Annotated in this window: 12 protein-coding genes and 1 pseudogene; 3 read left to right on the top strand and 10 right to left on the bottom strand. The window is 71.7% G+C overall.

Annotated elements, in window-relative coordinates:
* Positions 1-31 precede the first annotated feature (31 nt).
* Positions 32-973, bottom strand: a complete 942-nt coding sequence (locus tag ACH4TV_RS16505) for a nucleoside hydrolase (protein ID WP_398398843.1) — start codon at positions 971-973, stop codon at positions 32-34.
* Between the two features lie 372 nt (positions 974-1,345).
* Entirely contained in the window at positions 1,346-2,047 is a 702-nt protein-coding gene (locus ACH4TV_RS16500) for a type 1 glutamine amidotransferase domain-containing protein (RefSeq protein WP_398398515.1), read from the bottom strand.
* Between the two features lie 253 nt (positions 2,048-2,300).
* Between ACH4TV_RS16500 and ACH4TV_RS16495 the strand changes: the two genes are divergently transcribed.
* The gene (locus ACH4TV_RS16495) at positions 2,301-3,260 is read left to right on the top strand and encodes a hypothetical protein (RefSeq protein WP_398398513.1); all 960 of its coding nucleotides are present in this window, start codon (positions 2,301-2,303) and stop codon (positions 3,258-3,260) included.
* A gap of 45 nt (positions 3,261-3,305) precedes the next feature.
* Here ACH4TV_RS16495 and ACH4TV_RS16490 read toward each other — a convergent pair whose 3' ends face one another.
* Positions 3,306-4,010, bottom strand: a complete 705-nt coding sequence (locus ACH4TV_RS16490) for a GAF and ANTAR domain-containing protein (protein WP_398398511.1) — start codon at positions 4,008-4,010, stop codon at positions 3,306-3,308.
* Positions 4,011-4,217: 207 nt separating this feature from the next.
* Between ACH4TV_RS16490 and ACH4TV_RS16485 the strand changes: the two genes are divergently transcribed.
* On the top strand, positions 4,218-4,592 hold the full coding sequence (locus ACH4TV_RS16485; protein WP_398398857.1) for a hypothetical protein: 375 nt from the start codon (positions 4,218-4,220) through the stop codon (positions 4,590-4,592).
* On the opposite strand, the gene ACH4TV_RS16480 is transcribed toward ACH4TV_RS16485, so the two are convergent.
* A complete protein-coding gene (locus ACH4TV_RS16480) occupies positions 4,564-5,721 on the bottom strand; it encodes an RNA-guided endonuclease InsQ/TnpB family protein (RefSeq protein WP_398398509.1) in 1,158 nt (385 codons plus the stop codon). The two genes, ACH4TV_RS16485 and ACH4TV_RS16480, sit on opposite strands and share 29 nt — an antisense overlap.
* A gap of 217 nt (positions 5,722-5,938) precedes the next feature.
* Here ACH4TV_RS16480 and ACH4TV_RS16475 point away from each other — a divergent pair.
* Positions 5,939-6,382, top strand: a pseudogene (locus ACH4TV_RS16475) (hypothetical protein); the annotation flags it as partial.
* 81 nt (positions 6,383-6,463) lie between these two features.
* Here the strand turns inward: ACH4TV_RS16475 and ACH4TV_RS16470 are convergent.
* The 6 genes from ACH4TV_RS16470 to ACH4TV_RS16445 all read right to left on the bottom strand — a co-directional run bounded on the left by ACH4TV_RS16470 (position 6,464) and on the right by ACH4TV_RS16445 (position 13,410).
* On the bottom strand, positions 6,464-8,521 hold the full coding sequence (locus ACH4TV_RS16470; RefSeq protein WP_398398841.1) for a TerD family protein: 2,058 nt from the start codon (positions 8,519-8,521) through the stop codon (positions 6,464-6,466).
* A 148-nt stretch (positions 8,522-8,669) separates the two neighbouring features.
* The gene (locus tag ACH4TV_RS16465) at positions 8,670-10,139 is read right to left on the bottom strand and encodes a hypothetical protein (RefSeq protein ID WP_398398507.1); all 1,470 of its coding nucleotides are present in this window, start codon (positions 10,137-10,139) and stop codon (positions 8,670-8,672) included.
* A gap of 133 nt (positions 10,140-10,272) precedes the next feature.
* On the bottom strand, positions 10,273-10,950 hold the full coding sequence (locus ACH4TV_RS16460; RefSeq protein ID WP_398398505.1) for a hypothetical protein: 678 nt from the start codon (positions 10,948-10,950) through the stop codon (positions 10,273-10,275).
* A complete protein-coding gene (locus ACH4TV_RS16455) occupies positions 10,947-11,552 on the bottom strand; it encodes an RNA polymerase sigma factor (RefSeq protein WP_398398503.1) in 606 nt (201 codons plus the stop codon). The genes ACH4TV_RS16460 and ACH4TV_RS16455 overlap by 4 nt, the downstream gene beginning before the upstream one ends.
* Before the next feature lie 68 nt (positions 11,553-11,620).
* Entirely contained in the window at positions 11,621-12,367 is a 747-nt protein-coding gene (locus tag ACH4TV_RS16450) for a TIGR03943 family putative permease subunit (protein WP_398398839.1), read from the bottom strand.
* Entirely contained in the window at positions 12,364-13,410 is a 1,047-nt protein-coding gene (locus ACH4TV_RS16445) for a permease (protein ID WP_398398501.1), read from the bottom strand. The genes ACH4TV_RS16450 and ACH4TV_RS16445 overlap by 4 nt, the downstream gene beginning before the upstream one ends.
* Positions 13,411-13,467: the final 57 nt, after the last annotated feature.

Raw genomic sequence — 13,467 nt, 5'->3', positions numbered from 1 at the left:
TGAGCGGTGCCGGGGCGTTCGCGTCGTTGACCTACCGGCGCTCGACCGTCCCCAGGTACAGCTTCACGTACCGCTCCACGTCGATGTCCAACGCCACGTCCGCCAGGGGCTGTTGGCGGAAACCGTGGTGGATCTCGGCCTCGCCGGGGCGCGGCCTGCGGTCGACGACCGTCTGGCCCCGGGCGGGGCCGGGGGCGAGGGAGACCTCGACGGGCAGCAGGCTGGTGGTCAGCCCCGCCGGGTCGGCCACCGAGCAGACGGCGCCCGCGTCGCCGAGACCGCCGGTGGGCGTGGGGTCCCCGGAGGCGGCCGGGTCACGGTGGGCGAGCAGGTCACCGGCGAGCCGGGCGCCGGGCTCGTCGCTCTCCCGCAGCCGCCGTACGTCGTCCGCCGGCACGACGACGCGCCGGAAGACGTCCAGGCCGTACATCGTGATCGGCACCCCGGCGGTGAGCAGGATCGCGGCGGCCTCCGGGTCGTGCCACACGTTGAACTCGGCGACGGGCGTGGCGTTCCCGACGTCCACCGCGCCGCCCATGAAGACGATCCGCTCGATGTTCCGGGTCACCTCGGGGTGCGTACGCAGCAGCAGCGCGATGTTGGTGAGCGGGGCCATCGGGATGAGCGTGACCGGGCGGGGCGAGGCGAGGATCTCGCGGCGCAGCAGGGTCACCGCGTCCACGTCGACGAGCGTCCGGGTGGTGGACGCGGGCAGGCCGAGGTCGCCCATACCGTCCCGCCCGTGCACGTGTTCGGCGGGCCGCGCGGGCTCGATCAACGGGCGCTCCGCCCCGCGCGCGACGGGCAGATCGGGGGCGCCGGCCCGGTCGAGGACGATCAGGGTGTTCCGTACGACCTGGTCGACGTCCGTGTTCCCGGCGACACAGGTGACCGCGCGGAGGTCGATGTCCGGGTGCCGTACGGCGAACAGGAGGGCCAGGGCGTCGTCGACACCGGTGTCGCAGTCGATGATGACGGGGACGGGGTGGGCGGTGGTAGCGGGCTCGGCTGAACTTCCGTACTGGGCAAGGGTGTTGAGGTGCTGGGCGGGGGTGTTGGGTTCGGCGGTCGTCACGGTGGGGGCTCCTTTCCCGGCTGCACAGGGTCCCAGTGTCCGGCGTCGCACGCGGAAGCTCCGGGGCACTGGGCGCTTCTGATGGATCTCCGTGGGAGAAGGAGCGGCGTTCGGTGCGTGCGCTCGGCGTGCCGTGTGAAGGGACAGGTGGCTCCGCCACCTGTCCCTTTGCGCCGTGCGGCGAGGGTGCGTGCCGGGCGTCGCGACGCCGCGGAGATCCATCAGAGGCGCCCTGGCCCCGGAGCTTCCGCCCGAAGTCGGCTGCGACGGTCAGCTCGCCGCCAGCTTCTTGAGCAGCTCGGCCGCCAGCGGGGCCGAGGACGCCGGGTTCTGGCCGGTGACGAGGTTGCGGTCGACGACCACGTGCGGGGCCCACGGCTCGCTCTCCTGGAAGTCGGCGCCCAGCTCCACGAGCCGGTCCTGGAGCAGCCACACCGCCTTGTCGGCGAGGCCGGCCTGGGTCTCCTCGGCGTTGGTGAAGCCGGTCAGCCGGTAGCCCGCGAAGGCGTTGGTGCCGTCCTCCTTCGTGGCGGCGAGCAGCGCGGCCGGGGCGTGGCAGACCACGCCGAGCGGCTTGCCGGACTCCAGGGCGCGGGTGAGGAGTCGGCCGGAGTCGGCGTCGACGGCGAGGTCCTCCATCGGGCCGTGGCCGCCCGGGTAGAAGACGGCCGCGTAGCCGGCGACGTCGATCTCCGCCAGCTTGAGCGGGTGCTGGAGCTCGTCGAAGGAGTCGAGGACGCCCGCGATCCGGTCGGCGTTCTCCTGGCCGCCGTTGACTTCGGGGGCGAGGCTGCCCCGGTCGAGGGGCGGCAGGGCCCCGCCGGGTGTGGCGACGACGATTTCGTACCCCGCCGCCTTGAACGCCTCGTACGGGGCGGCGGCCTCCTCGGCCCAGAAGCCGGTGGGGTGCAGGGTGCCGTCGGCGAGGGTCCAGTGGTCGGCGGCGGTCATCACGAAGAGGATCTTCGACATGGCGGGTGCTCCAAGGGGTCGGTCGGTCAGTCCGATGGCCGAAGACAGCGGCAGTGACAGCCAAAGAGGGGTTCCCACGGCCGCTGCGTCCGACAGCCAGTGAATCCAATGGCCAGTATCGGCATACCCCCGGGGTACCACCCGCCGGCCCGTTCCACTCACCCGTACGGCCCGGCCCGCTGGTGGGACGGCGCGGGCAATGGTGCCGTCGGAGGAGATATCTGACGTACCGGCACTTCTGGAGGACCCCTTGATGACCCGTCGGCCGTCTCCCCGTGCGGTACGTCTGCTCGCCTCGGCCGTGGGGATGGGCACCCTGCTGACGATGGCCGCGTGCCTGCACGAGGGGGACCGCACCGAGGGCGCTTCGGAACGCCGGCAGGCCAGACCCGCCGCATCGGCCCCCGCCGCGAAGGCCGCCGCCTCCCCCACCGCCCCGCCCGCCCTCACCGACGTCCAGGCCCACGACGCCCTGCTCACCGACGCCGACCTCGGGGCGCCGTGGGCCGGTACGGAGGGCGCCGCGCTCTGGCGGGACGCGCTGCTCAAGGTGACGACGGACAACGCCGACTGCGGACGCCTCCTCGACGCCGCCTACACGGAGGAGCTGCTGGGCGAACCGTCCGGCGCCCGCGCCGTGGCCGGTTTCGACGACTACGACGAGGGCGGCCAGCTCCGCTACCAGGTCACCGCCCACCACCGCGCCGACGTGGACGAGCGGCTCGCCTGGCTGAAGACGCTGCCGCAGAAGTGCGCCCGGTTCACGGCGACCGGCCCGGGCGGCGCCCGCCAGGAGGTACGGGTCACGGAGGTCGCGCTGCCGGACGCGGGGGACGCGAGGCAGGGCCTGCGCCTGGCGACGAGGGGCGAGCTGGACGGCGCCCCGGCGACGCTCACCCTGGATCTCGCCGCCGTACGGGTCGGCGACGACGCGATCGTCCTCACCAACGGCGGCCTGACCGAGCCCCGCACGGAGTACACAATCCGCGCCCTCCAGGTCGGCGCCGACCGCCTGAAGCAGGCCAGGAAGCAGCCCCCGGCCCAGCCGCAGACCCCGGTGCAGAGCCAGAGCCCGAGCCCGACGCAGGGCCCGGTCAGCTCCCCGGAGCGGGAAGAGGGCCAGGGAGAGGACTGGGAGCAGGCACAGGACCAGAACCAGGACCAGGAGCCCGCCCAGGACTCGGAGCAGGACTCGGACCAGGACGTCTCCTGACCCAGCCGCCCCGAGGCGGCCGTGGGCCTCCCCGGCCGCCTCGCCCTACTCCCCGTCGAACCGCTTCCGCTGCGCCAGTACCTCCCGTGCCGCCGTGAGTGCCGTGCGGCCCTGGGCGAAGGCGTACGCGCGCAGGCGGGCCAGGGCCTCGTCCGCGCCGACCCGCAGCTGGGCCATGATCATCCCGGTGGCCTGGTGGACCTCGTCGTAGTCCGCGAGGAGCCTGCCCAGCCAGGGTTTCGCGGTCAGTCCCGTCAGCGACAGGGTCACCATCCGCGCCACGCACTCGGCCGCCCGCAGCTCGCGTTCCGTCAGCTCGCCGGCGGTGTCGCGGTAGAGCTCCAGCGTGCCGACGCAGATCCGGTCACTGCCGAGGGGCAGCGCGTACACCGCCCGTACGCCCGCCGCCGTCGCCTCATGGGCGAAGAACGGCCAGCGACGCGCGTCCCGGACGGATGCCAGATCGGGCGCCAGCACGGGCGTGCCGGTGTTCCCGGCGCGGCGGCTGGGGCCGTCACCCAGGGTCGCCTGGATCTCGGCCAGCCGGGCGGCCCGCTCGTCGGTCGCGGTCAGCCGTACGGGCATTCCGCCGGCGCACAGCGACACGCTCGCGCCGGTCACCGGCAGCAGTTCGACGGCGACGGCACAGATCCGTGCGGGAATCTCGCCGGGCCGGGTGTCCCGTACCCCGTCGACGATCGCCTCGGCCACCCATCCGTCGCCCCGACCGTCCATGAACCGCACGGCCATCGCCTCCCTGAACCCTTCGCCCAGTCCCGGGTACCCCCAACGCCCCTTTTACGCCACGCACCCACCGTAGCGGGACAACTACTCCGCAGGCCGGGATCGTCGCGTCGGGGCGACGCTCCACCACCCCTGGGGTGTCACCGGCACCACCCCCGGATCGGCCACTCAGGCCCAGGGACGAAGAGGGCCGCGACCGGCACGATTCCCTGCATGGAGAAGACGAAGAACACCCAGAAGACCGGTAACTCGGACAACGCGACCGGAATGAAGGAGGCCTTCGTCCGCCGCCTCACCGGCGCCGCCGGCATCGCCGCCGCGGTCGCCCTGATCGTCGAGGTCCCCCTGTACTTCATCTACTCGGGCCCGCCCCCGGACGCGAACGTCCTGGCCCGCCTCCTGATCGGGATCTTCGCGCTCGCCTTCCTGATCGTCTTCGTCACCTTCTCGGCCGTGAACGGCCGAGTTCGTGCACTCGGTCGTTCACACCTTGTCGCGCTCCCGACTGCCCCCTACGACGGGACGGTCACGGGTCGCATCTCCCCACGGTCCGGCCTGTTCAGGCCGGTGCGGGGACGGGTGCGGTGACGAACACCCACGCCGAGCGCGCGCGGTTGCGCACGTTGACCCCGGCGACGTGGTCGGCGGGCCCAGCGAGGCCGCACCGACGACAACAGAAACGGTCCCGGGTGGGCCGGTTGGCCCGCTCGGTGTGCCCGCAGCGCGGGCAGCGCTGCGAGGTGTATGCCGGATCCACCTCCACAAACGGGACCCCGGCCCGGCGGGCCTTGTAGGCGAGGTGCTGCCCGAGCTGGTGGAACGGCCAGGAAGACAAGGTGCCCCGCTGGTCGCGGCGAAGCCGTACCCGGTCCCGGATCCCGTCGAGCTGCTCGACGGCGATCCCGCGACCGGTGCGTTGCGCGACGGACACGATCTCCTTCGAAATCCGGTGGTTCACCTGCGTGGCATGGCGCTGCTCCTTCTTCGCCCGGCGGGCCAGGCGGCGGGTGGCCGAACGGCTCTGCTTCGCCTGGAGTTCGGCGCGTTTGCGGGCCTGCCAGCGCCGGTAGCGGGTCAGGCGGCGGCCCTGGTAGTTGGTGCCGTCGCTGGTGGTGGCGAGGTTGACGATGCCGCGGTCCACACCGATCCAGTCCACCGGCTCGTACACCTGCGGATCGGGAAGGTCGCAGATGGCGATCAAAAACCATTTCCCGCCCCGCCGGACCAGGTCGGACTCGCCCCTGCGGTACTCGGCCAGCGTCTTGAGCTGATCCGGCGAGCCGGTGTAGCGGATGCCGCGCATCCGCCCCTCCACCGTCCAGATCGACACCGTGCGCGCGTCGGTCTGCCAGGACAGGCACCGGTCGTCGAACGGCTGCGCCGCCTCGGGCCGGAAGCCCACCGGCGAACCGACCGTCTTGCGGTACCGCTTGGACCCCGGACCGCCCAGCCGCCCTGCCTTCAGGCCGCCCGCGAGCGCGCTGTAGGCGTCCACGACCTTCTTCACCACCCGCACCGCGGGCTGCGCCGACAGCCCGAAGGTGGCCTTGATATCCGCATACACCAGCTTCTGCAGGCCGTTGCGGTCCTTCACGCCCGACTCGAAAGCGATCCGGGAGACGTGGTCGGCGGCCCGGTTGCAGGCGCGCAGGGTCGCCTCCAGCGCCGCCGCCTGCTCCGACGACGGCAACAGCTTCACCTGCACCACCAGCTTCATGACACCCGAACCTAGACAGTGCGTCGCACACCCGGGCGGATTTCGCACGCAGTCACCCACCCTCGCGACCGTCCAGCATGCGCGTGCGAATTCCCGCCCCGCCGGACAGTAATGCGGGCACTCCGTCCCCCGGCCGGGGGACGCGGTGACGCTTCGCGTCACAGGTTCGAGATGCGATTCCTCCCCGGCGTGAACGCCGGGGCATCCTCGCAAGAATCAGGTGAACCCGGCCTACGAGTGGGCGGCCTCGCTGGCCTACTCGACGGGCCTCGTCTACGCGACGATCACCCTGGTCTCCATGGGCCTGGAGGCCGGCGCGGTGATCGCCACCGACCACTCGATCGACCCGACGATCGAGGTGAACGGCACGTACATCCTCTACGGCTCGATCAGCCGCGTCCTGCTCGCCCTCTTCCTGACGGCCACGGGCTACACGATCGCCCGCACGAACCTCCTCCCCCGCTGGACGACCCGCTCCGCCTACGCCCTGGCAGCCATCAACCTGGCCTTCGTCCCGTCCCTGTTCTTCGGCAACACCCCGGCCGACTTCTACGCCGCGAACGGCTGGGGCACGACCGCCTCGCTGGGCGCGATCCTCAGCTACTGGCTCCTGGCCCTGGGCATCTCGACCTACCGCAGCGCCGCCGGCACGAGGCACTGAGCCCCCTCAACTCCCTTTCCCCGTACGACCATTGCGGCGCCCCCCATCCCGGCGGGCGCCGCAGGCGCGTGTCACCCCGGGTCACCCCGCAGGGACCGCCTCCCGCGTACGGGACGACGACGTACGGCGGTCCAGGTGGACGACGACGTGGGCGTGGAAGCGGTCGACGGATTCGTCGACGCTGCGGATGAAGCCGGATTCGGCGTTGCCCCGGGTGTTGCCCATGCCACGGAAGAGAGACAGCCGGAAACCGGTGATCGGCGTGCCGTCCTTGGGGAGCAGGTCGGCCGGTTCCGGGCGGAGGCGTTCCAGGGTGCCGCGCGGACCCGACACCTGGCCGGCGAGCAACGCCTCGACATGCAAGTCCGCCGGTGCGTCGGCGAGTTGGCGGACGAGGCGCTTGGTCCAGGTGAGCGGGTAGCCCTGTTCGGGCGCGGCGATCTCGATGGACGTACGCAGCTTGCCGGTGCGCAGGTCGGCGCAGAGGGCGAGGATGCCGGGCGTGCCCTCGATACGGAGTTCGGCCTCCAGTCGGCCGTCCGCGCACAGTTGGTCGGCCAGGGCGGCGCGGCGCGTGCGCGGGTCGCTGCCGCGTTTCGCGCGCTGCACAGGCAGTACCTTCTGCCCGAGTTCGCCGCCCAGCCGCAGGCACACCTGCCTGACCAGCCGCTCCCAGCTCTCGACCACGTCGACGGCGCGGGAGTCGCCCTGGCACAGCGTCTCGTCGTCGATGCCGTTGCGTACGGGCACCCAGGCGGGGCCCATGTTCTGGAAGCCGTGGCAGCCGGAGTTCTCGTGCTGGAGGTAGTGCAGCAGCTCCTGGAGCAGCCAGGCGTGCGCCGCGTTGCCGACACCCTCGTGGCGGATCAACATCTGGGCCTGGTGGGCGACTTCGGCCCAGGAGAGGTGCCAGAGGGCGACCTTGTGCTTGCGCCGGCCGTCCGTCTTGACCTCGACCAGCGGGCTGCCGTCGAGTTCGACGTCGTTGGACAGCGTGATGACGGCCTCGTAGCCGCGCCGGGTGGCGATGTCGGAGTACGCCTGCACCTGGTCCGACTTGAGGGAGTTGCCGTTCGTCTTCGTCTCGACGAGCGCCGTCCACAGCTTGCCGGCCCGCTCGACGCGGATCACTCCGTCGGGTCGGCGCGGGGAGTCGCCGTTGGGCAGCGTGACCTCCGTGAAGGTCTCCATCCGGCCAGACGGCGCTCCGAAGGCGGCCGTCAACCGCCGCCCGAACTCGGGGACTTGGGTCATCACCGACAGCAGTACGGAGGTCGCCCGGGTCTCGCGCTCGCGGTCGCTCTTGAGGGCGGAGGCGGGGAAGAGCCTCGCCACCCGCCAGGCGTCGTTCTCGGCGAGGGACTTCTTGGCCACCTTGGGCAGCGTGACCTTCTTCTTCGCGGTACGAGGCCGGGGCGCCGCCTTGGCCACCGGCGGTTCCGGCGATACGGGCGGGGCGGGCGGTACGGGTGCGACCGGCGATACCGGACGCTCACCCACCGGCTGTGCGGGGATGGCGGCCAACGGCTCGGCCTGCACGTCCGGCGCCGCAGCCTGCCCTTCCTGCCCTTGCTCCTCCGCCGCCTCGGTATCCGCCTCCGCCTCGTCGTCGATGTCGACGCCGAAGTCCGCTGCCAGGCCCGCGAGTCCGGACTCGTACCCCTGGCCGATCGCCCTGAACTTCCAGTCCCCGCCCCGCCGGTAGAACTCACCGAAGAGCAGCGCGCCGACTTCGCCGGGGCTCTCGATGGAGAAGCGCAGCAGGCTCTCGCCGGAGCCGTCGGCGAGGGTCAGGCACAGGTCGTGCAGATCGGAGAAGCGGGCACCCTCGTAGCGGCTCGCGGCGACAACGATCCGCTCGGCGTCGGCCGGGATCGCGGTCAGGTCGAAGGTGATGCGGTCCTCGTTGCCGTCGGCTGTCGGCGCCTTGCCCAGCAACTGCACGCTGCCGTCGGCCGCGACGGGGTTGTTGTAGAAGTAGAAGTCCCCGTCGCTGCGGACCTTGCCGTCGGCGGTCAGCAGCAGGACGGACACATCCGCGTCGCCCTCCCCCGTCGGACTGCTCCAACTCAGGCTCACGATGACGGAGTCGACGTCCTCGCTCAACGCGGCCAGACCGACGTTCGCACCCTTGACCATCTCGTGCACGAGGCCCCCCAAATGCACCGAAGTGATGTGTGACGCGCACCACACCCCGCGCGTACCAAAAGAACCCTAGCGCCGGACAGCGACCAATGGTCCCAAAAAGCGCACAGTGCGCCGACATCACGAGCAGCCACTCCGTCGGTCAACGAGCGGACGTGACGGCCGGGAGCCGCTCGTACACCGTGACCCTGCGGCCGTGGACCTGCTTGTCGGACACCGCGACAAAGTACTTCCTGAGCACGGAGGTCTTCATGCGGTCCCGGGCGGCTGTCGGGGGTCGCGCCAGTCGGGTGGCGTCCGTGACCAGCAGGATTCGTCGGTGGGTCAGCATCGCGGCGCGGATGCGGCTCGGGTGGGCCTCCACGCCCTTCAGGGTGCCGGACTTCTCCGGGGTCTCCTTCAGGGCGATGTCCCGCAGGCCGGTGAAGGCGTCGGGGGAGACGGACTTGGTGTCACGGCGCGCCGCCGGGACGAAGAGCACCGCGCTTCCGGGTGCCTTCATCCGTCGTACGTCCGACGCTGTCGCCAGGACGTCGTCCACGCGGCTCGCCGGGGATCGCTTGGCGAGGGAATGGGGGAGCAGGGCCGCCATCGCCACGGCGATCAACGTGCAGAGGATCCATCTCGATGCCCTGGGAAATCGGGGGCCGGCCGTCCGTACCGCCGAGCCGACCGTCGTGCCGATCAGGAGTGCCAGGCCCAGCTGGCTGAAGAGGACGTACCGCTCCAGGAACAGCGGCTGAATCAGGGTGAGGGCCATGAGGCCGAGCTGCGGCACCACGAGCAACGGCAACCCGACGGCGGCCACCGACAGTCGGCCCGCCCGGGGCCGGTCCAGCAGGACGCCGACGCCGCCGATCAGCAGCAGGACCGCCGGGCCGATCACCATGTGCCAGGTCAGCGGCGGTATCCAGGACAGCTGTACGGACTGGCCCCGGCTGAAGAGGGCCAGTGGCAGCACGCCCGCTGTGGCAGTCGTGGAGGCCGTTGTCCAGCGGATCCATACCCCGCGGCCCGCTCGCGTCCAGACCAGGGTCGCCAGGTGGGCCGGAAGGATCATCAGCGAGAGCCAGTTCAGCAGGCCGCCTATCAGGACGGTGCCGGCGTAGGCGGCCCACGCCACCGTGCGGGTGCGCCCCTGGAGCAGGGTGACGAACAGCAGCGTCGAGAGGGCCGCCCCGGCCGCGACCAGTGCGTACGGCCGGCCCTCTTGGAGATGGAACTGCACGGCCGGAAGCAGCCCGAACGCCAGCCCTCCCGCCAGGCCCGCCCACCATCCGGCCAGTCGGTGGCCGATGACCGCCACACAGGCCGCCGCCACCGCCATGGCCAGTACCGAGGGCAGCCGCAGGGTGGTGGTGCCGGGCCCGAACCATGCGAACAGGCCGTGCATCAGCAGGTAGTAGCACCCGTGTACGACGTCGACGTTGCCCAGCATGTGCCATATCTCGGCCGTGGAACGCTCGGCCACCTGCCAGGTCGCGGCCTCGTCCCGCCACACGGCGCCCTGCCGCGACAGCCCCCACAGCCCGAGGGCGAGCGTCCACAGCATCGGGATCAGCACGACGAGAACGCGGCGCGGCGACGGACATAACTCACGGTCGAGGAACATGAAGTCGGGCTCCCGGAACGGCCGTTGAACAGGGCGGGGGCCGGCGAGGACTCAAAGTCACTCGCCGACCCATGAAACGCATGCGCCCTGACAGACGGGTTCGAGGTGCCCACGGATCACCCACGACCGGACACTAAAAGGTCTCGAAAGCCTCCCGGAAAAGTTCCCTCGCCGTCTCCGTGGCCTCGGTCGTGCCGCCGCAGACCGGGACGGTTCCGCCCTCGGCGGTGACGAGATAGTGGCCGCCGACCTCGAAGACCGTGGCCTCCGCGTACCCCTCGTCGTTGGTGAGGCGGACCTCGTCGGGACGGTCGGCGGGGCCGGTGGCGGCGCGGTACCAGTGGTCGACCCGGAGATCCACGCGGTCGCCCTGCTTGGCCGTCACCGTGCCCTCGAAGGCGAGTTGGTGGCGGCGCAGGAGGTCGGGCGTGGGTTCCACGCACGCCGCCGCCACCGAGCCGCTGTCCGCGAGAGTCAGGGTCAGGGGCCGGGGCAGGGGAGTGGCCGGTGCTGAAGGCGCGCCCGCCTTGTCGGCCGTAGGCTCTCCGCCCTGCGCGGCGCCCCAGGTGATACCGCCGCCCACCAGGAGCAGTGCCGCGAACGCCAGTGCCGGTACGAGGCGGCGGCGCGGCGCCGTGCGCACGGTGGTCGGGGTCGGGGTCGGGGTCGGGGTTGGCGTCGGGGTCGGGGTCGGGGTCGGGGTCGTGTTCATCGTGGCCTCCACAAGACGGGTGACGTCGGGTCGGGGAGCCTTCGAGGTCAGTGCCGGATCCGTGGCCTTCAGGTGGGCCAGCAGTTCGTCGTCGTTCACCGACTGCTCCTTCCGTTTCCTTGTCCTTCGTCCGTCTCATGTCCGGGGCGTGCGGCGGTCTTTCGCTCCACCTGCGCCGCCAGCTTCTTCTTCGCCCGGTGCAGGCGGATGCTCACGGCGTTCGCGGTCAGGCCGGTCACCTCGGCGATCCGGCTCGGCGGCAGCTCCTCGTACGCCCACAGGAGGACGATCTCCCGGTCCAGCGCGCGGAGTTGGGCGAGCGCCGTGTGCAGGGCGCTGTGGTCGGGATCCGTCGCCTCCTCCACCCCCGGCCTGGTTGCCCACGTCAGGCGTTCCAGCAGCGAGCGTCTGCGTCGGTCCGCGCGGCGGGCGTTGGCCAGGCAGCCGCGGGCCACGCCGTAGCACCAGGGCATGACGTCGTCGTAGCACCAGGGTCGTACGGCGTCGGGGCCCAGGCCCGGTACGTCGTCGATCCGGCGCCACAGCACCAGCAGCGTGTCCGCGAGGACGTCGTCGACCGGGTCGGGGTCCGCGCGTCGCAGCAGATAGCGGTGCAGGGGCTCCGTCACGAGGTGCGCCAACGCCTCGAAGCGGGCCCGCCGATCCCCGGCGGCCCTCTCGTCCGTCACGTATTCCGTCATGGATTCCACGCCCTGCCCTGTCCGGCACCGGCGGAATCCTTTCACCACCGCTCAGTGACGAGCCGCGGTCACCGTTTCTCGTACGGATTCGACGGCTGCGCGATCTTCTTCACCGACCCGGCGTCCAGCACCGGCGGCCACGCCGCGTCCGAGCCCAGCTTGCCCTTGGGCACCCAGGTTCCGGTGACCGTGACCCAGGTGTCGGTGACCGGGGCGTCGGCGTCGCGGATCTCGACCTTGGCGGCCGCCGCGTCGGCCGCGCAGCAGGAGACGAGGAGGCGGGTGACGTACCAGGTGCCGTCGTCCCCGTGGGTGACGAAGCCGGTCAGACGGACGGTACGGCTGTTCAGGGACCGGCCGCTGTCGAAGATCGCGCGCGAGCTGAACTCGCCGATCGTCAGGTCGAGAGGGTTCCCGGCGGGCAGCGCCGGGAACGTACCGACACCCTGCGAGGCCTGCTGCGCCGCCTCACGGCCCGCGCTGTACGAGCCCAGGGCGGGCGGCGGGAAGAGCAGCAGCGCGAGAGCGGGCAGCGTGAGCAGCCAGGCGACCCGGGGCCCACGACTGTGGTCGTGCCCCTCGTCTCCCTGGTGATCGCCGTGCCCCTCGTGATCCTCGGCCTCGTCCTCGCCCCGCCGCCGCGCCACGGCGGCCACCGCCCCCAGCAGCACCAGCGCCACCCCGGACACGATCAGGTACGGCCGCAGCCCCTCCTTCACGTACCGCAGATACAGCTCGCTGAAGAGCGCGATGCGCAGAATCGCCCCGCCCGTCAGGAGCAGCAGAACAGCAGCCCCGTACCCGCCCCGCCTCACAGCAGCCACCACCCGACCAGCACACTGCTCGTCACCGCGACCACCCAGGTCACCGACGAGAACCGCATGGCGAAGGACCGCCCGAAGGTGCCCGACTGGAGGGCGATCAGCTTGAGGTCGACCATCGGGCCGACCACCATGAACGCCAGCCGGGCGGTCGGCGAGAAGCCGCTGAGGGACGCCGCCACGAAGGCGTCCGCCTCGCTGCACACGCACAGGACCACGGCCAGCAGGGCGAGCAGCAGCACGGACAGCCAGGCCGAACCGGTGAACACGTCCAGGACCGACCTCGGTACGACGATGTTGAAGGTCGCCGCCGCCCCCGCACCCACCACCAGGAAGCCGCCCGCGTGCAGGAAGTCGTGCTGGAGCCCGGGGAGGAACGCGCGCCAGCCGGAGTGGTCCGTCGACCCGCCGCGCGACGTCAGCTTCGGCAGCCACTTCTCCCGCCCGAACCGCGCCCACAGCCAGCCCATCACCACCGCCGTGGCCAGCGAGGCCACCAGCCGCCCGAGCACCATGTCCGGCTGGCCGGGGAAGGCGATCGAGGTGGCCACCAGCACCACGGGGTTGATCGCCGGGGCGGAGAGGAGGAAGGCGAGCGCCGCGGCCGGAGCCACGCCCCGCCGCATCAGGCTCCCCGCCACCGGCACGGACGCGCACTCGCACCCCGGGAGCACGATCCCCGCGGCGCCCGCGATGGGCACGGCGAACGCCTGATTGCGCGGGAGCAGCCGGCTGAACACCTTCGCCGGTACGAAGGCCCCGATCGCCGCCGACACCACCGTGCCCAGCAGCAGGAACGGCACGGCCTGCACCACCACCGCCGTGAACACCGTCCACCAGGCGGCCACGGCGGGCGTGTACAGGTCCAGCGCCACGGTCGGCCCGAGGACGGAGACGACGGTGACGATCGCCATCAGCGCGCCACCGCCGACGACGGCGTACACGAGGGCGCGTACGACGAGCCGCAGGCCGTCGGCCACACTCCGCCCGCCGCCGAATCCCCCCTCTGCGCCGTATCCGCCGTGCTCGCTGTCCACGTACCCCAGTCCCGCTCATACCGTCATACCGGTTCAATTGATCCGGCCGCAGATTAA

This window comes from Streptomyces sp. NPDC020898 (assembly GCF_044333925.1).
Taxonomy (GTDB): domain Bacteria; phylum Actinomycetota; class Actinomycetes; order Streptomycetales; family Streptomycetaceae; genus Streptomyces.
The sequence above is the reverse complement of the archived record's forward strand: the minus strand, read 5'-3'. Positions and strand labels throughout refer to the sequence as shown.

Coding starts and splice junctions, on each gene's coding strand:
- ACH4TV_RS16500 (WP_398398515.1), bottom strand. CDS start 2,047: ATGTCGAAGATCCTCTTCGTGATGACCGCCGCCGACCACTGGACCCTC.
- ACH4TV_RS16495 (WP_398398513.1), top strand. CDS start 2,301: ATGACCCGTCGGCCGTCTCCCCGTGCGGTACGTCTGCTCGCCTCGGCC.
- ACH4TV_RS16490 (WP_398398511.1), bottom strand. CDS start 4,010: ATGGCCGTGCGGTTCATGGACGGTCGGGGCGACGGATGGGTGGCCGAG.
- ACH4TV_RS16485 (WP_398398857.1), top strand. CDS start 4,218: ATGGAGAAGACGAAGAACACCCAGAAGACCGGTAACTCGGACAACGCG.
- ACH4TV_RS16480 (WP_398398509.1), bottom strand. CDS start 5,721: ATGAAGCTGGTGGTGCAGGTGAAGCTGTTGCCGTCGTCGGAGCAGGCG.
- ACH4TV_RS16470 (WP_398398841.1), bottom strand. CDS start 8,521: ATGGTCAAGGGTGCGAACGTCGGTCTGGCCGCGTTGAGCGAGGACGTC.
- ACH4TV_RS16465 (WP_398398507.1), bottom strand. CDS start 10,139: ATGTTCCTCGACCGTGAGTTATGTCCGTCGCCGCGCCGCGTTCTCGTC.
- ACH4TV_RS16455 (WP_398398503.1), bottom strand. CDS start 11,552: ATGACGGAATACGTGACGGACGAGAGGGCCGCCGGGGATCGGCGGGCC.